The organism is Erwinia wuhanensis (assembly GCF_030484085.1).
GTDB classification, from domain to species: domain Bacteria; phylum Pseudomonadota; class Gammaproteobacteria; order Enterobacterales; family Enterobacteriaceae; genus Erwinia; species Erwinia aeris.
On the sequence record NZ_JAUJUH010000002.1, the window covers coordinates 592,983 to 616,734 of the forward strand.

At 56.6% G+C, this 23,752-nt stretch carries 26 protein-coding genes; 12 read left to right on the forward strand and 14 right to left on the reverse strand.

Features of this window, described 5'->3' with window-relative positions:
* The first annotated feature begins 4 nt into the window (after nt 1–4).
* On the forward strand, nt 5–892 hold the full coding sequence (gene cyoE, locus QZH36_RS07280; RefSeq protein WP_125288628.1) for a heme o synthase: 888 nt from the start codon (nt 5–7) through the stop codon (nt 890–892).
* A gap of 126 nt (nt 893–1,018) precedes the next feature.
* Nucleotides 1,019–2,383: an MFS transporter gene (locus QZH36_RS07285; protein ID WP_253455063.1), complete on the forward strand. Its 1,365-nt coding sequence runs from the start codon at nt 1,019–1,021 to the stop codon at nt 2,381–2,383.
* A gap of 175 nt (nt 2,384–2,558) precedes the next feature.
* Here the strand turns inward: QZH36_RS07285 and QZH36_RS07290 are convergent, their stop codons facing one another.
* Entirely contained in the window at nt 2,559–3,050 is a 492-nt protein-coding gene (locus QZH36_RS07290) for a YajQ family cyclic di-GMP-binding protein (RefSeq protein WP_125288419.1), read from the reverse strand.
* 150 nt (nt 3,051–3,200) lie between these two features.
* Between QZH36_RS07290 and panE the strand changes: the two genes are divergently transcribed.
* Both panE and yajL read left to right on the forward strand, forming a co-directional pair.
* Nucleotides 3,201–4,115 (forward strand): 2-dehydropantoate 2-reductase, encoded by a 915-nt coding sequence (gene panE / locus QZH36_RS07295; RefSeq protein WP_253455066.1) that lies wholly within the window; start codon nt 3,201–3,203, stop codon nt 4,113–4,115.
* Nucleotides 4,075–4,674: a protein deglycase YajL gene (yajL, locus tag QZH36_RS07300; protein WP_253455067.1), complete on the forward strand. Its 600-nt coding sequence runs from the start codon at nt 4,075–4,077 to the stop codon at nt 4,672–4,674. Before panE ends, yajL begins: the two co-directional genes overlap by 41 nt.
* 165 nt (nt 4,675–4,839) lie before the next feature.
* Here yajL and thiI read toward each other — a convergent pair whose 3' ends face one another.
* The gene (gene thiI / locus QZH36_RS07305) at nt 4,840–6,288 is read right to left on the reverse strand and encodes a tRNA uracil 4-sulfurtransferase ThiI (RefSeq protein WP_125288416.1); all 1,449 of its coding nucleotides are present in this window, start codon (nt 6,286–6,288) and stop codon (nt 4,840–4,842) included.
* Between the two features lie 231 nt (nt 6,289–6,519).
* On the opposite strand from thiI, the gene xseB reads away from it, so the two are divergent.
* The 4 genes from xseB to QZH36_RS07325 all read left to right on the forward strand — a co-directional run bounded on the left by xseB (nt 6,520) and on the right by QZH36_RS07325 (nt 10,604).
* A complete protein-coding gene (gene xseB, locus QZH36_RS07310) occupies nt 6,520–6,762 on the forward strand; it encodes an exodeoxyribonuclease VII small subunit (RefSeq protein ID WP_125288415.1) in 243 nt (80 codons plus the stop codon).
* Nucleotides 6,762–7,661 carry a (2E,6E)-farnesyl diphosphate synthase gene (gene ispA / locus QZH36_RS07315; RefSeq protein WP_301252319.1) on the forward strand — a complete coding sequence of 300 codons (900 nt, stop codon included), beginning with the start codon at nt 6,762–6,764 and terminating at the stop codon, nt 7,659–7,661. The genes xseB and ispA overlap by 1 nt, the downstream gene beginning before the upstream one ends.
* Before the next feature lie 19 nt (nt 7,662–7,680).
* Nucleotides 7,681–9,546, forward strand: a complete 1,866-nt coding sequence (gene dxs, locus QZH36_RS07320) for a 1-deoxy-D-xylulose-5-phosphate synthase (protein ID WP_253455070.1) — start codon at nt 7,681–7,683, stop codon at nt 9,544–9,546.
* Nucleotides 9,547–9,629: 83 nt separating this feature from the next.
* Complete coding sequence (locus tag QZH36_RS07325) at nt 9,630–10,604, forward strand: aldo/keto reductase (RefSeq protein ID WP_301729888.1); 975 nt, start codon at nt 9,630–9,632, stop codon at nt 10,602–10,604.
* Nucleotides 10,605–10,681: 77 nt separating this feature from the next.
* On the opposite strand, the gene pgpA is transcribed toward QZH36_RS07325, so the two are convergent.
* From pgpA to nrdR, 6 genes are all read right to left on the reverse strand, one after another.
* Complete coding sequence (pgpA, locus tag QZH36_RS07330; RefSeq protein WP_369896327.1) at nt 10,682–11,173, reverse strand: phosphatidylglycerophosphatase A; 492 nt, start codon at nt 11,171–11,173, stop codon at nt 10,682–10,684.
* Entirely contained in the window at nt 11,166–12,137 is a 972-nt protein-coding gene (gene thiL, locus QZH36_RS07335; RefSeq protein WP_301729889.1) for a thiamine-phosphate kinase, read from the reverse strand. Before thiL ends, pgpA begins: the two co-directional genes overlap by 8 nt.
* Nucleotides 12,138–12,191: 54 nt before the next feature.
* The gene (gene nusB, locus QZH36_RS07340) at nt 12,192–12,611 is read right to left on the reverse strand and encodes a transcription antitermination factor NusB (RefSeq protein WP_125288408.1); all 420 of its coding nucleotides are present in this window, start codon (nt 12,609–12,611) and stop codon (nt 12,192–12,194) included.
* Nucleotides 12,612–12,627: 16 nt separating this feature from the next.
* Complete coding sequence (gene ribH / locus QZH36_RS07345; protein WP_125288407.1) at nt 12,628–13,098, reverse strand: 6,7-dimethyl-8-ribityllumazine synthase; 471 nt, start codon at nt 13,096–13,098, stop codon at nt 12,628–12,630.
* Between the two features lie 89 nt (nt 13,099–13,187).
* Entirely contained in the window at nt 13,188–14,288 is a 1,101-nt protein-coding gene (gene ribD / locus QZH36_RS07350; RefSeq protein ID WP_253455074.1) for a bifunctional diaminohydroxyphosphoribosylaminopyrimidine deaminase/5-amino-6-(5-phosphoribosylamino)uracil reductase RibD, read from the reverse strand.
* A gap of 3 nt (nt 14,289–14,291) precedes the next feature.
* Nucleotides 14,292–14,741 (reverse strand): transcriptional regulator NrdR, encoded by a 450-nt coding sequence (gene nrdR, locus QZH36_RS07355; protein WP_125288405.1) that lies wholly within the window; start codon nt 14,739–14,741, stop codon nt 14,292–14,294.
* Nucleotides 14,742–14,934: 193 nt separating this feature from the next.
* Here nrdR and lysM point away from each other — a divergent pair, with 193 nt between their 5' ends.
* Both lysM and QZH36_RS07365 read left to right on the forward strand, forming a co-directional pair.
* Entirely contained in the window at nt 14,935–15,375 is a 441-nt protein-coding gene (lysM, locus tag QZH36_RS07360) for a peptidoglycan-binding protein LysM (protein ID WP_125288404.1), read from the forward strand.
* 6 nt (nt 15,376–15,381) lie between these two features.
* Complete coding sequence (locus QZH36_RS07365; RefSeq protein WP_253455076.1) at nt 15,382–15,930, forward strand: SadB/YajI family lipoprotein; 549 nt, start codon at nt 15,382–15,384, stop codon at nt 15,928–15,930.
* A 45-nt stretch (nt 15,931–15,975) separates the two neighbouring features.
* Here QZH36_RS07365 and secF read toward each other — a convergent pair whose 3' ends face one another.
* The 5 genes from secF to queA all read right to left on the reverse strand — a co-directional run bounded on the left by secF (nt 15,976) and on the right by queA (nt 21,476).
* Nucleotides 15,976–16,944 carry a protein translocase subunit SecF gene (gene secF, locus QZH36_RS07370; protein ID WP_253455077.1) on the reverse strand — a complete coding sequence of 323 codons (969 nt, stop codon included), beginning with the start codon at nt 16,942–16,944 and terminating at the stop codon, nt 15,976–15,978.
* Between the two features lie 10 nt (nt 16,945–16,954).
* The gene (gene secD, locus QZH36_RS07375; RefSeq protein ID WP_301252315.1) at nt 16,955–18,802 is read right to left on the reverse strand and encodes a protein translocase subunit SecD; all 1,848 of its coding nucleotides are present in this window, start codon (nt 18,800–18,802) and stop codon (nt 16,955–16,957) included.
* Nucleotides 18,803–18,829: 27 nt separating this feature from the next.
* On the reverse strand, nt 18,830–19,162 hold the full coding sequence (yajC, locus tag QZH36_RS07380; protein ID WP_125288400.1) for a preprotein translocase subunit YajC: 333 nt from the start codon (nt 19,160–19,162) through the stop codon (nt 18,830–18,832).
* Nucleotides 19,163–19,186: 24 nt separating this feature from the next.
* Nucleotides 19,187–20,311 (reverse strand): tRNA guanosine(34) transglycosylase Tgt, encoded by a 1,125-nt coding sequence (gene tgt, locus QZH36_RS07385; RefSeq protein ID WP_125288399.1) that lies wholly within the window; start codon nt 20,309–20,311, stop codon nt 19,187–19,189.
* Nucleotides 20,312–20,405: 94 nt separating this feature from the next.
* Nucleotides 20,406–21,476: a tRNA preQ1(34) S-adenosylmethionine ribosyltransferase-isomerase QueA gene (queA, locus tag QZH36_RS07390; RefSeq protein WP_301252336.1), complete on the reverse strand. Its 1,071-nt coding sequence runs from the start codon at nt 21,474–21,476 to the stop codon at nt 20,406–20,408.
* A 168-nt stretch (nt 21,477–21,644) separates the two neighbouring features.
* Here queA and QZH36_RS07395 point away from each other — a divergent pair, with 168 nt between their 5' ends.
* Nucleotides 21,645–22,226, forward strand: a complete 582-nt coding sequence (locus tag QZH36_RS07395; RefSeq protein WP_301729890.1) for an ACP phosphodiesterase — start codon at nt 21,645–21,647, stop codon at nt 22,224–22,226.
* A 177-nt stretch (nt 22,227–22,403) separates the two neighbouring features.
* Nucleotides 22,404–23,006, forward strand: a complete 603-nt coding sequence (locus QZH36_RS07400; RefSeq protein WP_125288397.1) for a peroxiredoxin C — start codon at nt 22,404–22,406, stop codon at nt 23,004–23,006.
* 475 nt (nt 23,007–23,481) lie between these two features.
* Here the strand turns inward: QZH36_RS07400 and QZH36_RS07405 are convergent, their stop codons facing one another.
* Entirely contained in the window at nt 23,482–23,730 is a 249-nt protein-coding gene (locus QZH36_RS07405) for a biofilm/acid-resistance regulator YmgB/AriR (RefSeq protein WP_125288395.1), read from the reverse strand.
* Nucleotides 23,731–23,752 lie beyond the last annotated feature (22 nt).

Consider the following 23,752-nt stretch of genomic DNA (forward strand, 5'->3'; position numbering starts at 1 on the left):
TGTGATGATTAAGCAATACCTGCAAGTAACGAAACCAGGAATTATTTTCGGGAATTTAATTTCTGTCATCGGGGGATTTCTGCTGGCTTCTAAAGGCAGCATCGACTATTCCCTGTTTCTCACCACCTTAGTCGGCGTCTCGCTGGTGGTCGCATCGGGTTGTGTTTATAACAACTTTATTGACCGCGACATCGACGTAAAAATGGAGAGAACCAGAAACCGTGTGCTGGTAAAAGGCCTCATTTCTCCGACAGTCTCTCTGGTTTATGCAACCGTTCTGGGTATTGCTGGATTCGCGTTGCTGTATCTCGGAGCAAACCCGCTGGCCATGTGGCTGGCGGTGATGGGCTTTGTGGTTTACGTCGGTATTTACAGCCTCTATATGAAGCGTAAATCCGTCTACGGCACGCTGATTGGTAGCCTTTCCGGCGCTGCGCCGCCGGTTATCGGCTACTGTGCCGTCAGCAACCAGTTCGACGCTGGCGCGCTGATCCTGCTGGCTATCTTTAGCCTGTGGCAGATGCCGCATTCCTATGCGATTGCTATCTTCCGCTTTAAAGATTACCAGGCAGCGAATATCCCGGTTCTGCCGGTGGTAAAAGGCATCTCCGTGGCGAAAAACCATATCACGCTGTATATCCTGGCGTTTATGGTTGCGACACTGATGCTGACGCTGGTGGGCTACGCGGGCTACAAATATCTGGTGGTCGCCGCCGCCGTGAGCGTATGGTGGCTGGGAATGGCGCTTTCGGGCTATAAGACGCAGAACGATCGCGTCTGGGCACGCAAGCTGTTCGTTTTCTCCATCGTCGCCATCACCGCGCTAAGCGTGATGATGTCGGTTGACTTTATGACGCCGGCCTCAAAGGATTTACTGACTTACGTCTGGTAACTTCCACCTCCTCCGAAGGGCGCGATTATCGCGCCCTTTCTTTTTGTTACCACTTCTCGTTAATAATAATTTTACCCACCTTTCCCAACGCCTTAAAATATGCTCACCAGATAAACTGAGGTAGTAATGAACGATAATAAAATGACTCCGGTCGAACTGCGTGCGACATGGGGTTTGGGAACGGTATTCTCCCTGCGTATGCTGGGCATGTTTATGGTTCTGCCCGTCCTGACCACTTACGGCATGGCATTACAGGGAGCCAGCGAAGCGCTGATAGGTCTTGCTATCGGCATCTACGGTTTGGCACAGGCCGTGTTTCAAATTCCTTTTGGTCTGCTTTCCGACCGTATCGGCCGCAAGCCGCTGATTGTCGGCGGACTACTGATTTTCGTGCTCGGCAGCGTGATTGCCGCCAGCACCAACTCTATTTGGGGTGTGATCCTGGGCCGCGCTTTACAGGGTTCCGGCGCGATTGCGGCGGCGGTAATGGCTCTGCTTTCCGACCTGACGCGCGAGCAGAACCGCACCAAAGCAATGGCCTTTATCGGTATCAGCTTCGGCGTTACCTTTGCGATTGCGATGGTGCTTGGGCCGATTGTGACCCATGCGCTTGGTCTGCATGCGCTGTTCTGGATGATTGCGCTGCTGGCGTCCAGCGGCATTGTGATCACGCTGCTGGTGGTGCCTTCTGCCTCTAACCATATGCTTAACCGCGAATCCGGCATTGTTAAGGGCAGCTTCCGCGCGGTGCTGGCCAACAGCCGCCTGGTCAAGCTGAACTTCGGCATTATGTGCCTGCATATTCTGCTGATGTCCAGCTTCGTGGCGCTGCCCGGCGAGTTCGAGCAGGCTGGCTTCCCGGCGGAGCAGCACTGGAAAGTCTATCTGGTCACCATGCTGATCGCTTTCTGCGGCGTGATCCCGTTTATTATCTATGCGGAAGTGAAGCGCCAGATGAAGCGGGTATTTATCGCCTGCGTGGCGATTATCCTGATCGCAGAAATCGTGCTCTGGGGCGCGGGCAACCACTTCTGGACGCAGGTCTTAGGCGTGCAGCTGTTCTTTATCGGCTTTAACCTGATGGAGGCGATTTTGCCTTCGCTGGTCAGTAAAGAATCGCCACCGGGCTATAAGGGCACCGCGATGGGCGTCTACTCCACCAGCCAGTTTATTGGCGTGGCGATCGGCGGTAGCCTGGGCGGCTGGCTGTATGGCCACTTCGATGCCTCCACCGTCTTTGTGGTCGGCGCTTTTATCGCCGTAGTCTGGCTGCTGGTGAGCTGCACCATGCAGGAGCCGCCGTACGTCAGCAGCCTGCGTATCGTGCTGCACGATGATATTACCGACACCGCCGCGCTGGAAAAACGCCTGAGGGCGCAGCCTGGCGTCGCCGCCGTCTTTATCGTGCCGGAAGAGCGAAGCGCCTACGTGAAGATTGACAGCAAAGTCACCAATCGCCCCGAGCTGGAAGCGCTGGTCGGCAGCTGCTGATTATCTGTTAATGGGGCCTGTCGCCCCATTATTTCCGGCCTCGCTCCCCGCCCTCCCCTCTTTGTCGCGCTGCGTAATGCCGTGATAACGCCTTTACGATGACAAAGTCTGGCGGAAGCGGTGGAATTCAGGCGGGGAAAACTGAATAAAAGGGCGATGCATCGCCCTTTTATCATTAATCGCGGAAGTTTTTAAACTGGAAAGGCTGCCCCAGGTCGCCGCCGCGCACCAGCGCCATCGCGCCCTGAAGATCGTCACGGGACTTACCGGTCACGCGCACTTCTTCACCCTGCACCTGAGACTGCACTTTCAGCTTGCTGTCTTTGATCAGCTTGACGATTTTTTTCGCCACGTCAGACGGGATGCCTTTTTTCAGTTTGACTTCCACGCTCCAGCTTTTGCCGCTGTGCTCAATCTCTTCCGGCACTTCCAGCGCGCCGCCTTCAATGCTGCGCTTGAGCAGTTTCTCGCGCAGAATATCGACCAGCTGCTTCACCTGAAAATCAGACTCGCTCAGCACCTTGATCGTTTCGTTTTTCTCGTTCAGCTCATAACTGGCCGTCACGTTGCGAAAATCGAAGCGGGTGGAAATTTCACGGTTGGCGTTTTCAACGGCGTTGCGCACTTCCTGCAGGTCGATTTCAGATACGATATCGAATGATGGCATGATTTTTTCTCCTGATTCTGTTGTGACAGGCATAATACCGACTTAGCATCAGTAAAAAAACCATCGGCATGGAAAGCTATAATAAGAACAGCTCTGCCAGCGCGGCCTTCGGCCCGGCAGAATTAATCCAACCCGCTGCGGAGAGGAAGAATGAAGATTACCGTATTGGGATGCGGCGCTTTAGGGCAGATCTGGCTGGCTGCGCTGGACGCTCAGGGCAATGAGGTGCAGGGGTGGCTACGCGTACCGCAGCCTTATTGCTCGGTCAACGTGGTGGATCTTGAGGGCAACATAAGTAACAAAACCTTTATTGCCAACGACCCTGCTTTTTTAGCGGAAAGCGACCTGCTGCTGGTAACGCTGAAAGCGTGGCAGGTATCCGAAGCGGTAAAAAATTTGCGGTTTATTCTGCGTGAAGACTGCCCGATCCTGCTGCTGCATAATGGCATGGGCACGCTTGACGAGCTTAAAATGCTCACGCAGCCGCTGCTGCGCGGGATCACGACCCATGCGGCAAAGCGCGACGGCACCATGGTTATCCATGTTGCTTCCGGCATTACCCACATCGGCCCGACTTCTCCGGACGGCGCCATGCTCAGCAGGCTGGCAGAAACGTTGCAACAGGCGCTGCCGGACGTCGCCTGGCATAACAATGTCTCCTCCGCCGCCTGGCAAAAGCTGGCCGTAAACTGCGTGATCAATCCGCTGACGGTTCAGTATGACTGCACCAACGGCGAGCTGCTTAACCATCCGCAGGAGGTAGCCCTGCTCTGCGATGAAGTGGCGATGGTTATGGAGCGTGAAGGTGAACATACCTCTCGCGAGGCGCTGCTGGACTACGTGAAAGAGATTATTATCGCGACCGCCGCCAATACCTCTTCCATGCTGCAGGATATCCGCGCGCAGCGGCGTACGGAGATTGACTATATTACCGGCTACGTTATCCGTCGTGCGCGGGCGCAGGGGCTGACCACGCCGGAAAACAGCCGACTTTATGAAATGATTAAGCGTAAGGAACAAGATTATGAGCGCGAGCGTACTGGTTTGCCTGGCACCTGGCAGTGAAGAAACCGAAGCCGTTACCACTATCGATCTGCTGGTGCGCGCGGGCTTCACGGTCACTACCGCCAGCGTAACGGATGACGGCAGCAAAGAAATCCGCTGTTCGCGCGGCGTACGGCTGTTAACCGATGCCACGCTGGTTGAGGTAGCCGACAACGATTTTGCCGCCATCGTGCTGCCCGGCGGCCTGAAAGGCGCGGAAGCCTTTCGCGACAGCCCGCTGCTGGTGGAAACGGTGCGGCAGTTTCACCAGTCCGGCCGTATTGTCGCGGCGATCTGCGCAGCGGCCGGCACGGTGCTGGTGCCGCATAAGCTGTTTCCGATTGCCAATATGACCGGCTTTCCCGGCCTGAAGGAGACTATTCCCGAAAGCCAGTGGATGGATAAACGTGTGGTTTGGGATCGCCGCTTCAATCTGCTCACCAGCCAGGCGCCCGGCACCGCGATCGACTTTGCCCTGAAGCTGATCGATCTGTTGGCAGGTAAAGAGAAAGCGCATGAGGTGGCGCAGCAGCTGGTGCCGGCGGCGGGTATTTTTGACTATCGGGAATGGGTGGAATAGATCCGGCCTGCGCGACTACCCGTTTGAGCGGCGTCGCTGACGGGCAAAGGCCTGCTGGCGACAGAGAAGCAGCCAGGCCAGCGCTTTAGCCGGTAACCTGTTGCGAACAAAAGCGGAGTTAAGAGATAAAAAAGGCGCTGAAGCCAGCGCCTTTTACCTTTCCGCTTACGGACGGTAAACCTTAACGTTTTTAAAGCCCTGCTCGTGTAAATAGAGCGCCTGCAAACGGCTCATTACGCCCCGATCGCAGTAAAGCAGCCAGGTTTTGCTCTGATCCAGATCGCCGAACTGGGTGCTGAGTTTATAGAACGGCATGCCTTTTACCTCAACGCCTTCCAGCTCCAGCGGCTTGTCATCCTGCTCGTCAGGCGAGCGGATATCCAGCACCACGTCGTTGTCGCCAAACGACACCACGGTTTCGACTTCCACCACTTCCTGCTCGGTCTCTTCCGCAATCTGACGGATATCGACATTGGTGGCTTCTTCGATAGCTTTCTCCAGCACGGCAAAATCAAAGTTCTGCTCTTCCGCTTCGATTTTCGCCTTTACCGCTTTTACCGTTGGGCTTTTCGAGATCACGCCGCAATACTCCGGCATGGTGCGGGCAAAATCTTCCGTGCCGATATGGCGCGCCAGCTTGATGATGTGCTCTTTGTCATGCGAAATCAGCGGGCGCAGGATCAGCGTATCGGAAGCGTTGTCGATCAGCCGCAGGTTAGTCAGCGTCTGGCTGGAGACCTGGCCCAGCGCTTCGCCGGTCACCAGCGCCTGCACGCCGTAGCGCTCGGCGATAGTCGAGGCCGCACGCACCATCATGCGTTTCAGCACCACGCCCATCTGGCCGTCGTCCACTTTTTCCAGGATCTCGCCAACCACCGGTTCGAAGTTGATAGCCACGAAGCGCACCTTGTGCGAGCGGCCAAAACGGTTCCACAGATAATGCGCCACCTGACGCACGCCGATTTCATGCGCCGCGCCGCCAAGGTTAAAGAAGCAGTAGTGCACGCGGCAGCCGCGACGCATCAGCATATAGCTGGACACGCCGGAGTCGAAGCCGCCGGAGATCAGCGACAGCACGTCTTCCTGGCTGCCGATAGGGAAACCGCCGATGCCTTCATAGCGTCCGGTGATCAGCAGCAGGCGATCGTCTTCGATCTCCAGGTTGACCGTGACCTGCGGATGGTTCAGCTTGACCTGCGCGCTCTGGACGTGCTGATTCAGCCCGCCGCCTACATAGCGCTCAACGTCCTGCGAGCTGAACTCATGCTTGCCGCGACGCTTGACGCGTACGGAGAAGGTTTTGCCTTCGATACGCTCGCGGTTCATCGCCAGCGTCTGCTCAAAAATGTTGTGCAGATCGGTATAGCCGCGCTCTTCGACTTCCAGCACGTGATGAATACCGGGAATGCGCGACAGTTCGTCAATAATATAGCCGCGCTGGCTTTCGTTTTTGGAACGGACTTCGATATGGTCCCAGTGGCGCACCACGGCCAGCGTCTCGTCGCACTGTTTCAATACGTTACGAATGTTCGTCGTTAACATTTTGATAAAACGCAGGCGAACGGACTGGCTTTTAATGGTGATTTCAGGGAATAATTTAATGATAAACTTCATGGTGGCACGGGCTCAACGGGCAATTAAGTGCTGAAATGGAGCGCACTTAGCTGGTAAAATCAGAGAATTGCAAAGTAGCTTACGCCCTTCACATCCAGGGGAGATGAGTGTATCACATCTGCCCGGCGACTGCTTCTTCAACAGCGCCCGGAATCATTATTTTGCTAATCAATTTGAGTCGGCTACCATGAGTGACCTGACAGACTAAAACATCACCGAGCAACCGTTATTATGCCGAAAAAAGCCGAACAGCCCGCCAGTTTTGAAACCTCGCTTGCCCAGCTGGAGCAAATTGTCTCCCGTCTTGAAAGCGGCGAGCTGCCGCTGGAAGAGGCGCTCAACGAATTTGAACGCGGCGTGCAGCTGGCGCGAGCGGGCCAGCAGAAACTGCAGCAGGCGGAACAGCGTGTGCAAATCCTGCTTAACGACGACAAAAATGGCGACCTTCAGCCCTTCACGCCGGAAAACGACTGATGGATTTTAGCGCTCTTCTTACCGCGCATCACGCGCGCGTCAACCAGGCTTTACAACGCTTTATTACCGCGCTGCCCTTTCAGCAGTCTCCGCTGGTGAATGCCATGGAGTACGGCGCGCTGCTCGGCGGCAAGCGCCTGCGCCCGTTTCTGGTGTATGCTACCGGCAAAATGCTTCATGCTGACGATGCCGCGCTGGATGCGCCCGCTGCGGCGGTCGAGTGCATTCATGCCTACTCGCTGATCCATGACGATCTGCCTGCGATGGACGATGACAGCCTGCGTCGCGGCCAGCCGACCTGCCATATTAAATTCAGCGAAGATACGGCTATTTTGGCCGGTGACGCGCTACAAACGCTGGCCTTCACTATACTTGCCGATACGCCTTTGCCTGGCGTAACGGCAGAGTACCGTATTGCGATGATTTCCGAGCTGGCGCAGGCCAGCGGCGTTGCGGGCATGTGCGGCGGCCAGGCGCTGGATCTGGCGGCGGAAGGCCAGCAGGTCGGTCTGCGCGAGCTTGAGCAAATTCACCGTTATAAAACCGGCGCGCTGATCCGTTGCGCGGTTCGCCTGGGCGCTTTGACCGCCGGCGACAGAGGACGCGACGCGCTGCCCGCGCTCGATCGCTATGCCGAAGCCATCGGCCTGGCGTTTCAGGTGCAGGACGATATTCTGGATGTGGTGGGCGACACCGCCATCATCGGCAAACGGCAGGGAGCCGATCAGCAGTTAGGAAAAAGTACCTACCCGGCGTTGATGGGACTTGAGCGCGCGCGGGCAAAAGCGTGGGAGCTCTGTCAGGAGTCGCTCAGCGCACTGGAAATACTTGCCGCGCAAGGCTTTGACACAGCATCACTACAGCTGCTTGCAAGTTACATAATTGAACGCAATAAATAACTTTCACAATGAGTCTCTGATGAGTTTTGATACTGCAAAATATCCAACGCTGGCGCAGGCCGCTTCGGTACAAGAACTACGTTCGCTTCCTAAAGAGAGCCTGCCAAAACTCTGTGATGAGCTACGACAGTATTTACTCGACAGCGTCAGCCGCTCCAGCGGCCACTTTGCCTCCGGACTGGGCGTGGTAGAGCTGACCGTTGCCCTGCACTATGTCTATAACACGCCTTTTGATCATTTGATTTGGGACGTGGGTCACCAGGCCTATCCGCATAAAATTCTGACCGGCCGCCGCGATCGTATTGGCACTATCCGTCAGAAAAACGGCCTTCATCCGTTCCCATGGCGCGACGAAAGCGAATATGACGTGCTGAACGTCGGCCACTCCAGTACCTCGATCAGCGCCGGACTGGGCATGGCCGTTGCCGCAGAGAAAGAAGGCAAAGGCCGCCGCACCGCCTGCGTGATCGGCGACGGCGCCATCACGGCGGGCATGGCGTTTGAGGCGATGAACCACGCGGGCGATATCAAATCCGATCTGCTGGTCGTGCTGAACGACAACGAGATGTCGATTTCGGAAAACGTCGGCGCGCTGAACAACCGCCTGGCGCAAATCCTTTCCGGTAAAACCTACTCGAAGCTGCGCGAAGGCGGCAAAAAAGTGCTGACCGGCCTGCCGCCGATCAAAGAGCTGGTCAGACGCACCGAAGAGCATCTGAAAGGTATGGTGGTGCCCGGCACGCTGTTTGAAGAGCTGGGCTTTAACTATATTGGCCCGGTCGACGGCCACGACGTGCTGACGCTGGTGCAGACGCTGAAAAACATGCGCGATCTGAAAGGCCCGCAGTTCCTGCATATCATGACCAAAAAAGGCAAAGGCTACGCCCCTGCGGAGAAAGATCCGATCAGCTGGCACGCCGTACCGAAATTCGATCCGGCCAGCGGCCTGCTGCCGAAAGCGATCGAAGGTCTGCCGAGCTACTCGAAGATTTTCGGCCAGTGGCTGAGCGAAACCGCCGCCGATGACAACAAGCTGATGGCCGTTACGCCTGCCATGCGTGAAGGCTCCGGCATGGTCAGCTTTTCGCGCGACTATCCGGCGCAATATTTTGACGTGGCGATTGCCGAACAGCACGCCGTCACCTTTGCCGCCGGACTGGCGATTGGTGGCTATAAGCCCGTGGTCGCCATTTACTCGACGTTTTTGCAGCGCGCCTACGATCAGCTGATCCACGACGTAGCGATCCAGAAGCTGCCGGTGCTGTTTGCTATCGATCGCGGCGGCATCGTTGGCGCGGACGGTCAGACGCACCAGGGCGCTTTTGATATCTCGTTCCTGCGCTGCATTCCGAATATGGTGATCATGACGCCAAGCGACGAGAACGAATGCCGTCAGATGCTCTATACCGGCTATCACTATAGCGCTGGCCCAAGCGCGGTACGCTATCCTCGCGGCACCGGAACCGGCGCGGAGCTGCAGCCGTTGCAGTCGCTGCCGCTGGGCAAAGGCGTGGTGAAACGCGAAGGCGAGAAGCTGGCAATCCTGAACTTCGGCACGCTGCTGCCGGAAGCCGCCGCCGTCGCGGAATCGCTGAACGCCACGCTGGTGGATATGCGCTTTGTGAAACCGCTGGACGAGGCGCTGATCGTTGAGCTGGCCGCCAGCCACGAGGCGCTGATCACGCTGGAAGAAGGCGCGATTAAAGGCGGCGCGGGCAGCGGCGTGATTGAAGCGCTGATGGCGAAACGCGTGCTGGTGCCGGTGCTGAATATCGGCCTGCCGGATGAGTTTATTCCGCAGGGCACCCAGGAAGAGATCCGCCACGATTATCAGCTGGACGCCGAAGGCATCGAACAGCAGATTAAGCGCTGGCTGGCGCTGTAATACCGCACGAGGCTCCCCTTCCGGGGAGCCTGTACCTGCTATGCTTAGGCCTTTGCGCCTTTTTAACATCAGCAGGAGCACGCATGAAAACCCTTCCGTTAGGCAATACCGATCTCACCGTTTCCCGTTTGTGCCTGGGCTGTATGACCTATGGCGAACCCCAACGCGGCCGCCACGCCTGGACACTGCCTGAAGAGAGCAGCCGTCCGCTGATCAAACAGGCGCTGGAGGCGGGCATTAACTTCTTCGATACCGCCAACAGCTATTCCGACGGCAGCAGCGAAGAGATTGTGGGCCGCGCATTGAAAGACTACGCGCGCCGCGAAGATATCGTGCTGGCGACCAAAGTCTACTTTCCGATGAGTAATCTTGCCGGCGGCCTTTCACGCGCCAGCATTATGCAGTCGATTGATGACAGCCTGACGCGCCTGGGCACCGACTACGTGGATTTATTGCAGATCCACCGCTGGGACTACAACACGCCGCTGGAAGAGACGCTGGAGGCGCTGCACGACGTGGTGAAGGCCGGGAAAGCGCGCTATATTGGCGCGTCTTCTATGTATGCCTGGCAGTTCGCTAAGGCGCTCTACACGGCGGATCGTCACGGCTGGACAAGGTTTGTCAGCATGCAGGATCAGTACAATCTGATCCAACGTGAGGAGGAGCGCGAAATGCACCCGCTCTGCCAGGCAGAAAATATCGCCGTGCTGCCGTGGAGCCCGCTGGCGCGCGGTCGCCTGACCCGTCCGTGGGGTGAAACCACCGCGCGTACCGCTTCCGACGAATACGGCAGCACGCTGTATGCCAGAAGCGAAGAGAACGACGGCGTGATTGCGCAGCGCGTGGCGGCTATTGCCGAAGCTCGCGGTGTGAGCCGTGCGCAGATAGCGCTGGCATGGCTGTTGGCAAAACCGGTGGTCACCTCGCCGATTATCGGCGCTTCACGCGCAGAGCAGCTGGCCGATCTGGTAAAAGCAGTGGATATTGAGCTGACGCAGGAAGAGATCGCGGAACTGGAAAGCGTTTATCAGCCGCATCACGTGGTGGGATTTGAATAAGCCGCGCCGCTGTTGCGCCAGGACTAAAGCATAAAGCAAAGAGGCCAGCTATGCTGGCCTCCTTTTTACACGGCTCGCTACAGCGCCAGATGGTGCCCGGCATAATAGAGAATACCGGCGGAAATAATGCCGGCGACAATATCATCTATCATAATGCCCATGCCGCCGTGGACGTTGCGGTCAAACCAGCGGATCGGCCACGGCTTCCACATATCCAGGATGCGGAAAATCACGAATCCGGCCAGCACCCACTGCCAGCTGTTCACCGGGATCGCCATCAGCGTGATCCACATACCGATAAACTCGTCCCAGACGATGCTGCCGTGGTCGTGCAGGCCCATATCTTTCGCGGTGCGATGGCAGAGATAAACGCCGATGCAGATGCCGAACATCACCAGCAGAGAGTAGATATCCGGCGGCAGAAACGACATCAGATACCAGAAAGGAATAGCCGCCAGCGATCCCATGGTGCCGGGCACCACCGGACTTAATCCGCTGCCAAAACCGGTTGCCAGCAGGTGCCAGGGATTGCTCATCTTCAGGCGTTTTTTCGCCTCGTGCTTATCCAAAGTGATCAAATCCTTTCAGTTTGCGCTCGACGGGCCGGTTGTTTTCCAGCAGTACCAGCCCTTCTGACTGCGGCGCCAGCTGGCCTACACAGGTAAAAGGCACGCCATAATGCCCCAGCGCCACGTCCAGCGCGCCGCGATTGATTTCCGGGACGGTAAAGCAGAGTTCGTAGTCTTCACCGCCGCTCAGCGCCCAGCTGATTGCCTGCTCCGGGTCAAAATGGCTTTTCATCACCCCAGAAAGCGGCAGCGCATCCAGATGCAGACGAGCGCCGCAGCCGCTGGCTTTCAGGATATGCCCCAAATCGGAGATCAGCCCGTCGGAGATATCGATAGCGGCGCTGGCCAGGTCGCGCAGCGCCTGCCCTTGCAGAATGCGCGGCATCGGGCGCAAGTGGCGTTTGATTAAGGCTTCATGCGCGGCGGGATCGTTAATTTTGATATGGTGCTGCAACAGCGCCAGGCCTGCCGCGCTGTCGCCCAGCGTGCCGGTAACGTAAATCCAGTCGCCGGGCTTTGCGCCAGACCGCTTCAACGCCCTGCTCTGCGGCACCAGGCCGTGAATGCTCAGCGTCATGCTCAGCGGGCCGCGCGTGGTATCGCCGCCGATCAGCTGCATATTGTAATAATCCAGCAGTTCGAACAGGCTGTCGCTGAACTCTTTCAGCCAGGCTTCGTTTACCTCGGGCAGCGTCAGCGCCAGCGTCAGCCAGGCGGGATCGGCGCCCATTGCCGCCAAATCGCTGAGATTGACCGCCAGCGCTTTATAACCGAGATCGGCGGGATGGATGTCACGCAAAAAGTGTACGCCCGCTACCAGCGTATCGGTGCTGATCGCCAGCGTCTGTTTTTCGGGCAGGTTAAGCAGGGCGCAGTCATCGCCAATGCCTTTTTCCACATCACGACGAGAGCTAGTTATGCGATCAAAATAGCGCGTGATAAGTTCAAATTCGCCACATGCCATAATGCTTTCCAGCAGAAAAAAGGAAGAAGGCCGGATAAGACCGGCCTGAGAGGATTACTTCTTGTTGGGGCGGATATGCGGAGCGGCTTTATCCAGCACGCCGTTAACGAACTTGTGGCTGTCTTCAGCGCCAAACACTTTCGCCAGCTCAATCCCCTCGTTAATAGCCACTTTGTAGGGAACGTCGGAGCGCTTGCTCAGCTCGTACAGCGAAATGCGCAGAATCGCCTTCTCCACCTGACCCAGCTCTTCCAGCTGGCGGGAAAGGTAAGGCTTCATCAGGCCGTCAAGGTACGCGCTGTTGGTCGCAACGCCGCCCAGCAGCTCGCGGAAATAGCTGATATCAACGTCTTTGACGTCTTGCTCCGCCAGAAACTGGTATTCGACATCAGAGATGTCGTTCTTTGACAACTGCCAGGAGTAAAGCGCCTGGACAGCACATTCACGGGCGCGGCGACGAGCAGCAGGTTTCACAAAATTCCCCTTAAAATCAGGCTTTGATGGCTTTCAATACGTTAATCATTTCAAGTGCGGTCAGAGCGGCTTCCGCCCCTTTGTTACCCGCTTTGGTTCCGGCGCGCTCAATGGCCTGCTCGATGTTTTCCGTCGTCAGAACACCAAAGGCAACCGGAATATCGCTGTTCATAGCGACGCTGGCCAGGCCAGAACTGGCTTCGCCAGCAACATATTCGAAGTGGGCGGTGCCACCGCGGATCACGGTGCCCAGTGCCACAACCGCGTCGTATTTGCCGGCGTTCGCCAGCGCACGCGCCGTCATTGGCATTTCATAGGCGCCCGGCACCCAGATAACGGTGATGTTTTCATCTTTTACCTGGCCGATACGCTTCAGCGCATCAAGGGCACCACTCAGCAGGCTGTCGTTGATAAAATTGTTGAAACGCGCAATAACAATGGCCACGCGCGCGTCAGGAGTAGCAACAGCAGCTTCAATAACGTTCATAATCTTCCTTTCAGGGTTTGTTATGGCCCCGCAGGGGGGCGGATTCTATCACACTCTTTAACGCTCTGCTTCCGCTTTTCTGCAGAGCGCTATCGCGGCGTCAGCGTCAGGCGCAAATCTGGCCCAACCTGACGACTATCGCTGAATATAAACGTCGGCGCTTCAGCAAGTTGTGCTAAAGCGGGCAGATGGCACAAACCGCGTGCCGCATCGCCCAATAATTTCGGCGCAAGATAAACGATCAGCTCATCAACCACGCCCGCGCTCAGCAGCGCACCGGAAAGCGCAGCGCCTGCTTCTACCCAGACGCTGTTGATCTGGCGGCGTCCCAGCAGCATCAGCAGGGAAACCAGATCGGTTTGCCCATTGAGGCGCGGCACGCAAAATTGTTGCACGTTATCCGGCCAGCTTAGCCCGTCGGGCTGCTGACGCGCCAGCCAGGTTTCCCCCGGCTGGGAAATCAGCCGATGCTGCGGCGTAACGCGATTGTGGCTGTCGATAACCACTCTGACCGGCTGGCGTAAATCCTGCTGCGCATAGATTGCGCGCACGTCCTGGTTCAGCTCGTCCCAGCGCACGGTCAGCGAGGGATCGTCCGCCCGCACCGTCGCGCTGGTGGTCAGGATCGCGGCGCTTTGCGCCCGCAGGCGCTGCACGTCGCGTCGCGCCTCTGGCGAGGTGATCCACTGGCTTTCGCCGCTTGCCATTGCCGTACGGCCATCCAGCGACGCGCCCAGCTTCAGCTGCACCCAGGGAAAGCCGGTGCGCATCCGCTTCAGAAAGCCGCGATTCAGCGCTTCCGCTTCCTGCATCATCAGCCCGTGGCTGACCTCGATACCGGCCTGCTGCAAGCGGTAAAGGCCGCGCCCCGCCACTTCCGGGTTGGGATCCTGCATGGCGGCGACGACTCGGGCTACGCCTGCGGCAATCAACGCCTCACAGCATGGCGGCGTGCGGCCATGGTGGCTACAGGGCTCCAGCGTGACGTAAGCCGTCGCGCCGCGCGCCTTTTCGCCAGCCATACGCAGAGCGTGAACTTCAGCATGGGGTTCGCCTGCGCGAAAATGGTAGCCTTCGCCGACAATCTCCCCGTCGCGTACAATAACGCAGCCTACGTTCGGATTGGGCGTTGTGGTAAAGCGTCCGCGCCTGGCCAGTTCAAGCGCGCGGGCCATATAGATTTCATCCATGCCTTAATCCTGTAAGCGGGCGATCTCTTCGCCGAATTCGCGGATATCTTCAAAGCTGCGGTAAACCGAGGCGAAGCGAATATAGGCCACCTTATCCAGCTTTTTCAGCTCGTCCATCACCAGATTGCCGATCATCTTGCTGGGTACTTCCCGTTCGCCGGTGGAGCGCAGCTTGCTTTTGATATGGCTGACGGCGTTTTCAACGTCGTCCGAGCTGACCGGCCGCTTCTCCAGCGCCTTCATGATGCCGCTGCACAGCTTGTCTTCATTGAAGGGCTCACGGATATCATTGCTTTTCACCACGCGCGGCATCACCAGCTCGGCCACTTCAAAAGTGGTGAAGCGTTCATGACACACCAGGCACTGACGGCGACGGCGCACCGAGGTTCCTTCCCCCACAAGGCGGGAATCGATAACTTTGGTATCCACAGCAGAACAGAACGGGCAATGCATGATAATTCCTGGATCCTGGAAAAGTGAACACAGTGTAGCGCGAAGTGGCGAGCAACAAAATATCGGGTTGCCCTTCTTTCCCCTGCCGTATCGCTTTGTCTGGCATCTGACCAGGTATCTCCTCGTTCTTCCGCTATAATGAGAGAACGCTCAGGCGTAACTTTTTTAAAAACAAGGATTAGCCGGAGGAAATATGGGTTTATTTAACTTTGTAAAAGAAGCTGGCGAGAAGCTGTGGGATTCCGTAAGCGGCGCTGGTGAAGACCAGAGCGCGAAGCTGAAAGAATATATCCACAAGCTGGGCCTGCCGGGCAGCGACAAGGTGGACGTTAAGGTGGATGGCGATAAGGCCAGCATCAGCGGCGACAGCATTTCGCAAGAGCTGAAGGAAAAAATCCTGGTAGCGGCCGGTAACGTAGCCGGTATCACCCACGTTGAGGATAACGTGAAGGTGGCTGAAACCGCGACCGAAGCAAAATTCTATACGGTGAAGAAAGGCGACACGCTGAGCGCTATCTCGAAAGAAGTGTATGGCGATCCGAACAAGTACAATCAAATCTTTGAGGCTAACAAGCCGATGCTCTCCGATCCGAACAAGATCTATCCGGGTCAGACCTTACGCATTCCTCAGTAGGCAACTATGGCCGGATACCTGAAAAAGGCCTCGCTGCTGCCGCTGGTTGTTTTGCTGGCAAGCTGCGCCTCACCGCAGCAGCCGCAGATCAACAAGCTGCATAACCAGGTGGGCAAGCTCAACAATGAGATGCAGCAGCTTACCGAGCAGGCAACGGCGCTGACGCGGCAGAATATGCTTAACGGCAATTCTACCCAGGGCGCCTGGCTGCTGCCGGCCACCAATACGGCCGTGCCGCTGCAAAGCCAGCTGGGCGAGGTGAAGCTGTCGCTGAGCCATATAGAAAATGAAGCCAACGGCACGCGGGCGATGCTGCATATTCGCTCTGCCGGCGACAACAATCTGCCTGCGTTCAGCGCAACGGTAGAATGGGGCGAGCTGGATCCGACTACCGGCAAACCGCTACAGGTAAACAGCCAGAGCCAGACCTTCAGCGTGGCGGCCTCGTTGCTGCCTCGTAGCGAAGTCACGGTGCCGCTGCGCCTGAGCAATCTGCCGCCGGAACAGCTGGGCTATGTCCGGGTTCATGACGTTGTGGCCCAGACGAAACCATAAAAAAAGCGCCGCAGATGCGGCGCTTTTTATTTAACAGCGGAAAGCTTAAGGCAGAATCGAAGGCTGATCGGCGCCCTCTTTCTCCACTTTCTGCTGCAGCAGATGCTCGCGTTTCATCCCCAGTTTCAGCGCCAGCGCCGAAGCCACGTAGATAGATGAAATTGTCCCGATGGACACGCCGATTAGCATGGTCAGCGAGAAGCCTTCCAGCAGCGCGCCGCCAAAGATAAACAGCATCAGCACCACCACCAGCGTGGTGGCGGAGGTCATAATGGTACGGCTCAGCGTCTGCGTCAGCGAGACGTTGAAGATTTCGTAAGGCGTACCGCGACGGATCTTGCGGAAGTTCTCACGAATACGGTCCGATACCACGATGCTGTCGTTCAGCGAGTAACCGATAACCGACATCAGCGACGCAATAATGGTCAAATCAATCTCAATATGGAACAGAGAAAGAATGCCCATGGTGATAATCACGTCATGCGCCAGCGCCAGCACGGCGCCTAACGCCAGTCGCCACTCGAAGCGGAAACCGACGTAAACCAGGATGGCTATCAGCGCCACCAGCAGCGCCATGCCGCCGGTCTGCGCCAGATCGCTGCCCACGCTTGGGCCAACAAACTCAATGCGCTTCACGGTGCCGTTTTGCGCCGTCGCCTGATTGATAATGCTGACGACCTTGTTGCCCAGCTCCTGGCCCGCGTTGCCTTCGTGCGGCGACATACGCACCAGCACGTCGCGGCTGCTGCCGAAGTTCTGCACCTGCGGATCGGTAAAGCCCGCTTTCTCCAGCGCGCCGCGCAGGTTATCCAGCTCGGCCGGTTTCTCCAGGGTAATTTCAATCACCGTACCGCCGGTGAAATCCAGACCCCAGTTAAACCCTTTCAGGCCCATGATCGCAAATGAGGCGATCAGCAGCAGGCCGGAAAGAGTAAAGGCCAGCTTGTCCCAGCGCATAAAGTCATGGACTTTACGGCCGTAGTTCAGTTGTTCAACGCTATAGTCCTGTGCCACAACGCACTCCTCAAATAGACAGCTTGTTGATGCGTTTACCGCCGTACAGCAGGTTGACGATGGCGCGGGTACCGACAATAGCGGTAAACATAGAGGTCACTACACCGATAGCCGTGGTGATAGCGAAGCCTTTAATGGATCCCGTACCGACAGCATAAAGGATAATAGCCGTGATCAGCGTGGTGACGTTGGCGTCGATAATACTGGAGAACGCGCCGCTGTAGCCTTCATGGATCGCCTGCTGAACGGAGCGTCCGTTCTTCAGCTCTTCCTTGATACGTTCGTTAATCAGTACGTTAGCATCAACGGCGACCGCCAGCGTCAGCACGATACCGGCAATACCCGGCATGGTCAGCGTGGCGCCGGGCAGCAGAGACATAATCCCCACAATCAGCACCAGGTTTGCCACCAGCGCAGTGGTCGCAATCACGCCGAATTTACGGTAGTAAACCACCATAAACACGATAGAGGCGATCAGGCCCCACAGGCAGGCTTCCAGACCCTGAGTAATGTTTTGCGCGCCCATGGTTGGACCAATGGTGCGTTCTTCCACAATCTGGATTGGCGCAATCAGCGCGCCCGCACGCAGCAGCAGCGACAGCTGACGCGCTTCGTTTGGATTGCTGATGCCGGTGATGCGGAAGCTGTTGCCCAGGCGAGACTGGATATTCGCGACGTTAATCACTTCTTCCTGCTTCGCCAGGATAGCGCGACCGTTGGCGTCTTTCTTACCGCTGTCTTTGTATTCCACAAACAGCGTTGCCATCGGCTTGCCGATATTATCCTTGGTGAAGTTGGACATGATGTTGCCGCCCGCGCTGTCCAGCGAGATGTTAACCTGTGCCTGGTTGTACTCATCCATGCTCGACGTCGAGTCAGTGATGTGATCACCGGTCAGGATCACGCGCTTGTACAGCGTTACCGGCTGGCCGTCGCGGGTATTTTTCACTTCGGAATCGCCCGGTACGCGGCCGTTGGCGGCAGCGGTAGGATCGACGGAGGTGTTAACCAAACGGAATTCCAGCGTGGCGGTCGCGCCCAGGATCTCTTTAGCACGCGCGGTATCCTGAATACCCGGCAGCTCGACCACGATGCGGTCAGCGCCCTGACGCTGCACCAGCGGTTCGGCAACGCCAAGCTGGTTCACGCGATTACGCAGGATAGTAATGTTCTGCTGAACCGCATATTCGCGCGCTTCACGCAGGCGGTCATCCGACATGACCGCACGCAGCAGGTTGCTGCCGCTGGCGTTGATCACCAGATCGCGATGGCGGCCGGTCAGATAGCTGACGGCGTCGTCACGCGCCTGTGCGTCACGGAAACGAATTTCCAGACCGTAGTTATCGGTTTTACGCACGTTGGTGTAGGGAATATTTTTGTCGCGCAGATCGCTTCTGAGGTTATCGATATTCTGCTCTTGGAGCTTGCCCAGGGCGGTATCCATATCGACTTCCATCAGGAAGTGCACGCCGCCGCGCAGATCGAGACCGAGTTTCATCGGTTCTGCGGCCAGCATACTCAGCCAGCCTGGCGTGGCTGGAGCAAGGTTGAGCGCGACAACGTAGTCTTCGCCCAGCGTTTTGATGATGGCGTCACGAGCGCGCAGCTGCACGTCGCCGTTAGCGAAGCGCGCCATGATAGCGCCGTTTTCCAGCGCAATGGATTTGCTCTGGATTTTCTCTTCTTTTAAAGCATTCTGGATCTGATTCAGCGTCTGTTCACTGGCGGCGCTTCCGCGCGCGCCGGTGATCTGAACAGCCGGATCCTCACCATACAGGTTGGGAAGCGCATAGAGCAGACCGACGATAAGCACGACGATCAGCATGATGTACTTCCACAAAGGATAACGGTTTAACACGGCAGTTCCCTTAGGGAAAACAAAAAATTACAGCGCCTTCATCGTACCTTTCGGCAGAACGGCAGCCACGAAATCACGTTTGACCACAACTTCCGTCGTCTCGTTCAGCGCGATAGCTACATAGCCGGTATCCGCCACTTTGGTTACGCGTCCGACCAGGCCGCCGGTGGTCAGCACTTCGTCACCCTTGCTGATGGAATCCATCAGTTTTTTATGCTCTTTGCTACGTTTCTGCTGTGGACGCAGGATCATGAAATAGAAGATCAGACCAAAAACCACCAGCATGATGACCAGCGAATACGGGCTTCCCTGTGCTGGCGCACCCGCAGCAGCCACTGCATCAGAAATGAACAAGCTCATTAATTTTCCCTCATTGATTAATTATCAGACGTTTAACGGCGGAACCGCTTTGCCCGTCCGCGCATAAAATTCGGTAACAAAGTGCTCTAATTTACCCTCTTCAATAGCCTTGCGTAAACCAGCCATCAGACGCTGGTAGTAGCGCAGGTTATGAATAGTGTTAAGACGCGCACCCAGTATTTCGTTGCAACGATCCAGATGATACAAATAGGCGCGGCTATAGTTGCGACAGGTGTAGCAATCACACTCCGCATCCAGCGGCGCCGTATCATCTTTATATTTCGCGTTACGGATTTTCACCACGCCGTCAGTCACGAACAGGTGGCCGTTACGGGCATTGCGGGTAGGCATCACGCAGTCAAACATATCGATACCGCGACGTACGCCTTCAACCAGATCTTCCGGTTTGCCGACGCCCATCAGATAGCGCGGTTTGTCCTCAGGGATCTGCGGACAGACGTGCTCCAGAATACGGTGCATGTCCTCTTTCGGCTCGCCGACCGCCAGGCCGCCCACAGCGTAACCATCAAAGCCGATCTCTACCAGTCCTTTTACGGAGACATCTCGTAAATCTTCGTAAACGCCGCCCTGAATAATCCCGAACAGCGCGTTTTTATTTTCAAGCGAATCAAAGCGGTCGCGGCTGCGCTGCGCCCAACGCAGCGACATCTCCATCGAGCGTTTGGCGTAATCCCAGTCGGCAGGATAAGGCGTGCATTCGTCGAAAATCATCACGATATCGGAACCGAGATCGTACTGGATCTCCATCGATTTTTCAGGATCGAGGAAGATCTTGTCGCCGTTAATCGGGTTGCGGAAATGCACGCCCGCTTCGGTGATTTTGCGAATGTCGCCCAGGCTGAACACCTGGAAACCGCCGGAGTCGGTCAGGATTGGCCCTTTCCACTGCATAAAGTCGTGCAGATCGCCATGCAGCTTCATGATCTCCTGGCCGGGACGCAGCCACAGATGGAAAGTGTTGCCGAGAATAATCTGCGCGCCGGTATCCTGCACTTCTTCCGGCGTCATGCCTTTTACGGTGCCGTAGGTGCCCACAGGCATAAAGGCCGGGGTTTCCACCACGCCGCGATCGAAAACCAGACGGCCACGGCGCGCGCGCCCATCAGTAGTATCTAATTCAAACTTCACGTTGCCTCCATCAGAGAAACAGTCTGATGCTTAAGAGTTGACCTGCGCCCCGGTCGGGCGCAGGCGTCGCAACCGGACAAAGCCGGTTATGGCATTATTTACCGACCTGCTCGTTTATCGCCTGCGGATTGCGGGTGATAAACATCGCGTCGCCATAGCTGAAGAAGCGATACTTCTCCGCTACCGCCTGCTCGTAAGCGTGCATGGTGTGACGGTAGCCCGCGAAAGCGGAAACCAGCATAATCAGCGTCGATTCCGGCAGATGGAAATTGGTGACCAGCGCATCAATAACCTGATACTCATAGCCGGGATAAATAAAAATTTTGGTGTCGTCGAAGAACGGCGCAATCAGCGCGTCTTTGGCCGCCGCCGCCGCGCTCTCCAGCGAGCGCACGGAAGTTGTGCCTACGGCGACGACACGGTTGCCGCGCGCTTTGCACGCCAGCACCGCATCCACCACTTCCTGCGGAACCTCAGCATACTCGGCGTGCATAATATGATCTTCAATGCTGTCCACGCGTACCGGCTGGAACGTGCCCGCGCCGACGTGCAGCGTAACGAAAGCGGTTTCAATCCCTTTCGCCCGCAGCGCTTCCAGCATAGGTTCGTCAAAATGCAGGCCAGCAGTAGGCGCAGCCACCGCGCCGGGACGTTCGCTGTAAACAGTCTGGTAAAGCTCGCGATCCGCGTCTTCGTCAGGACGATCGATATAAGGCGGCAGCGGCATATGGCCGACGGCGTCCAGAATATCCAGCACGGCGCGCTCGTCGTCGAAATGCAGCTCAAAGAGCGCGTCGTGACGGGCAACCATCGTCGCTTTGACGCTTTCGTCGTCGCCAAGCAGCAGCTCGGCGCCCGCTTTCGGCGCTTTAGAGGCGCGAATATGGGCCAGCACGCGATGCTCGTCCAGCATCCGTTCAACCAGCACTTCGATTTTGCCGCCGCTGGCTTTACGTCCGAAAATACGCGCCGGGATCACGCGCGTATTGTTAAAAACCAGCAGGTCGCCCGGATTGAGCAAATCCAGTAAATCGGTGAACACCCCGTGGGTCAGCGCGCCGTCCGGGCCGTTAAGGCACAGCAGACGGCATCCGCTGCGCTGGGCCTGCGGATAGTGGGCAATCAAAGATTCGGGCAACTCAAAAGAAAAATCGGCAACGCGCATGGTCATTCACAGTCAGGGAAATCAGGGCGCACATTCTAGCTGAAAACCCGCCAATTCTGAACCATTCGCCGCATCTATCGGTTAAACCGTCCGCCAACGGGCGTCGATGCGCTCTGCACGCCACTATCAACGGTATCCCGACACGTCAGAAGCCGATATACTGCCGCGATGAACTTTCTCGCTCACCTTCATCTGGCGCGGCTGGCCAACAGCTCCCTGCTCGGCAACCTGATGGCTGACTTCGTGCGCGGCAATCCGCGTGACGTCTGGCCTGATAACGTTGCCGCCGGCATTTTGCTGCACCGACGCGTTGACGTCATGACCGACGCCCTGCCGGAAGTCCGGGTCGCACGCGGTTTTTTCCGCCCCGAAACCTATCGCGTATCGCCTATCGCGCTGGACGTCATCTGGGATCACTTTTTATCCCGTCATTGGGATGAGATCGTGCCGGAAACGGCCTTACCGTATTTTTTACGTCAGGCGCGGACGGAGATCGGCCCGCACCTTGCCACCACGCCGGAGCGTTTCCAGCATCTGAATCGCTATCTGTGGACGGATCGCTGGATGGAAAAGTATGCGGAAGCGCCCTATTTGCAAAACGTGCTGACCGGGATGGCCAGCCGCCGTCCTCGCCTGGCCGCGCTGGCAGATTGCTATCAGGATTTTGTTGATAATTATCAACAGCTCGACGCTGTTTTCCGGCAGTTTTATCCGCAGATGATGGCAAAAGCCCGCCAGCAGTTACTGTAGCCACGATTGCCGCTTGCCCTTTTGCTGAAAAAGGTTATTGTTGGCGAACACATTGAATAAAAAAGCTTTTTGATAGGTAAAGCCTATCAGAGAAATCGGCGGTTATCGCTGGTTTACAACGCTATCCCGCCCCATACTGGCGGCCGTTTCCCTTAATTTATCCTTACAGGAGTGACTATGGTTCTCGTAACTCGTCAGGCCCCTGATTTCACCGCCGCAGCCGTGCTGGGCAACGGTGAAATCGTAGAAAACTTTAACTTTAAAAAACACACCGCTGGTAAAGCCACCGTTGTGTTCTTTTGGCCAATGGACTTCACTTTTGTTTGCCCTTCTGAGCTGATCGCTTTCGACAAGCGTTATGAAGAATTCCAGAAGCGCGGCGTGGAAGTGGTCGGCGTCTCTTTCGACTCCGAGTTCGTTCACAACGCATGGCGTAAGACCCCAATCGATAAAGGCGGCATCGGCGAAGTAAAATACGCGATGGTTGCGGATATCAAACGTGAAATCCAGAAAGCCTACGGCATCGAGCATCCGGATGCAGGCGTTGCGCTGCGCGGCTCTTTCCTGATCGACAAAGCCGGTGTGGTTCGCCACCAGGTTGTTAACGATCTGCCGCTGGGCCGTAACGTTGATGAAATGCTGCGTATGGTTGACGCGCTGCAGTTCCACGAAGAGCACGGCGAAGTGTGCCCGGCTCAGTGGGAAAAAGGCAAAGAAGGCATGGGCGCTTCTCCGGACGGCGTAGCGAAATACCTGTCTGAGAACGCTGGCAAGCTGTAATATCTTTTTGCAGACTGCTGAATAAAGCTCGCTTCGGCGAGCTTTTTTTATGCGGGCAATTCAGGCGGCTTAAGCTTTTGATGCGGGCGCACCAGGTTAAATATACAGCACGCCGCGGCGGGCTGTGATAGTCTGTTTACCAGTACAGTTCAAAGAGGGAAGAGAGTGCCCAAAAAAGAGCAGGCGTATTCTTCAGAAATCTGTGCCCTCATCGGCAGAGCCGTAGCAGAGCTGCTGGAAAGCGGCGAACCGGTAGGACGACATAACATCCTGATTAGACTTCAGATCCACAGCGCACAAGCTACAGACGAAAACATGAAGGCCGCTATTCAGCGCGCTTTCCGATCGATACTCGACCGCTTCCATTAACCCCTTATAGTCCCTGCACAACCCCTTTTTTCAACTGTCCCAGGCAGCAGGCTTCGGCTATGGCTTTTTGCCGATCTGCATAAGCCGCCTGGGATGTGGGTGAAGGTTATGCGTCGTCAGGCGTGCGGGCCACCACCACTTCCAGCGCCTGGCGGAAGATATCCAGCTGGACGACATCAGAGGTGTTTTCCAGCTTTTCAATCAGCTTCAGGATAATCGCTTTGTTCGTTACGTAGCCACCGGCTGCCGCAATTTCTCTGATCACGGCGCCGATAACTTTGGTTTCCTGAGCCAGTAAATCACCTTCTCCCTGAAAATGTTCAAGGATGCCCGGCTCTGAAGAGTGCTGCTGCATAGTATTCGCCTTTATAAAGGGC

Bases quoted from the DNA above. Each gene is read 5' to 3' on its own strand.
- cyoE (WP_125288628.1), top strand. From the start codon at position 5: ATGATTAAGCAATACCTGCAAGTAACGAAACCAGGAATTATTTTCGGG.
- QZH36_RS07325 (WP_301729888.1), top strand. From the start codon at position 9,630: ATGAAAACCCTTCCGTTAGGCAATACCGATCTCACCGTTTCCCGTTTG.
- panE (WP_253455066.1), top strand. From the start codon at position 3,201: ATGAAGATTACCGTATTGGGATGCGGCGCTTTAGGGCAGATCTGGCTG.
- thiI (WP_125288416.1), bottom strand. From the start codon at position 6,288: ATGAAGTTTATCATTAAATTATTCCCTGAAATCACCATTAAAAGCCAG.
- QZH36_RS07400 (WP_125288397.1), top strand. From the start codon at position 22,404: ATGGTTCTCGTAACTCGTCAGGCCCCTGATTTCACCGCCGCAGCCGTG.
- yajC (WP_125288400.1), bottom strand. From the start codon at position 19,162: ATGAGCTTGTTCATTTCTGATGCAGTGGCTGCTGCGGGTGCGCCAGCA.
- nrdR (WP_125288405.1), bottom strand. From the start codon at position 14,741: ATGCATTGCCCGTTCTGTTCTGCTGTGGATACCAAAGTTATCGATTCC.
- dxs (WP_253455070.1), top strand. From the start codon at position 7,681: ATGAGTTTTGATACTGCAAAATATCCAACGCTGGCGCAGGCCGCTTCG.
- QZH36_RS07395 (WP_301729890.1), top strand. From the start codon at position 21,645: ATGAACTTTCTCGCTCACCTTCATCTGGCGCGGCTGGCCAACAGCTCC.
- yajL (WP_253455067.1), top strand. From the start codon at position 4,075: ATGAGCGCGAGCGTACTGGTTTGCCTGGCACCTGGCAGTGAAGAAACC.
- ispA (WP_301252319.1), top strand. From the start codon at position 6,762: ATGGATTTTAGCGCTCTTCTTACCGCGCATCACGCGCGCGTCAACCAG.
- QZH36_RS07405 (WP_125288395.1), bottom strand. From the start codon at position 23,730: ATGCAGCAGCACTCTTCAGAGCCGGGCATCCTTGAACATTTTCAGGGA.
- QZH36_RS07290 (WP_125288419.1), bottom strand. From the start codon at position 3,050: ATGCCATCATTCGATATCGTATCTGAAATCGACCTGCAGGAAGTGCGC.
- ribD (WP_253455074.1), bottom strand. From the start codon at position 14,288: ATGGATGAAATCTATATGGCCCGCGCGCTTGAACTGGCCAGGCGCGGA.
- thiL (WP_301729889.1), bottom strand. From the start codon at position 12,137: ATGGCATGTGGCGAATTTGAACTTATCACGCGCTATTTTGATCGCATA.
- QZH36_RS07285 (WP_253455063.1), top strand. From the start codon at position 1,019: ATGAACGATAATAAAATGACTCCGGTCGAACTGCGTGCGACATGGGGT.
- ribH (WP_125288407.1), bottom strand. From the start codon at position 13,098: ATGAACGTTATTGAAGCTGCTGTTGCTACTCCTGACGCGCGCGTGGCC.
- lysM (WP_125288404.1), top strand. From the start codon at position 14,935: ATGGGTTTATTTAACTTTGTAAAAGAAGCTGGCGAGAAGCTGTGGGAT.
- xseB (WP_125288415.1), top strand. From the start codon at position 6,520: ATGCCGAAAAAAGCCGAACAGCCCGCCAGTTTTGAAACCTCGCTTGCC.
- QZH36_RS07365 (WP_253455076.1), top strand. From the start codon at position 15,382: ATGGCCGGATACCTGAAAAAGGCCTCGCTGCTGCCGCTGGTTGTTTTG.
- queA (WP_301252336.1), bottom strand. From the start codon at position 21,476: ATGCGCGTTGCCGATTTTTCTTTTGAGTTGCCCGAATCTTTGATTGCC.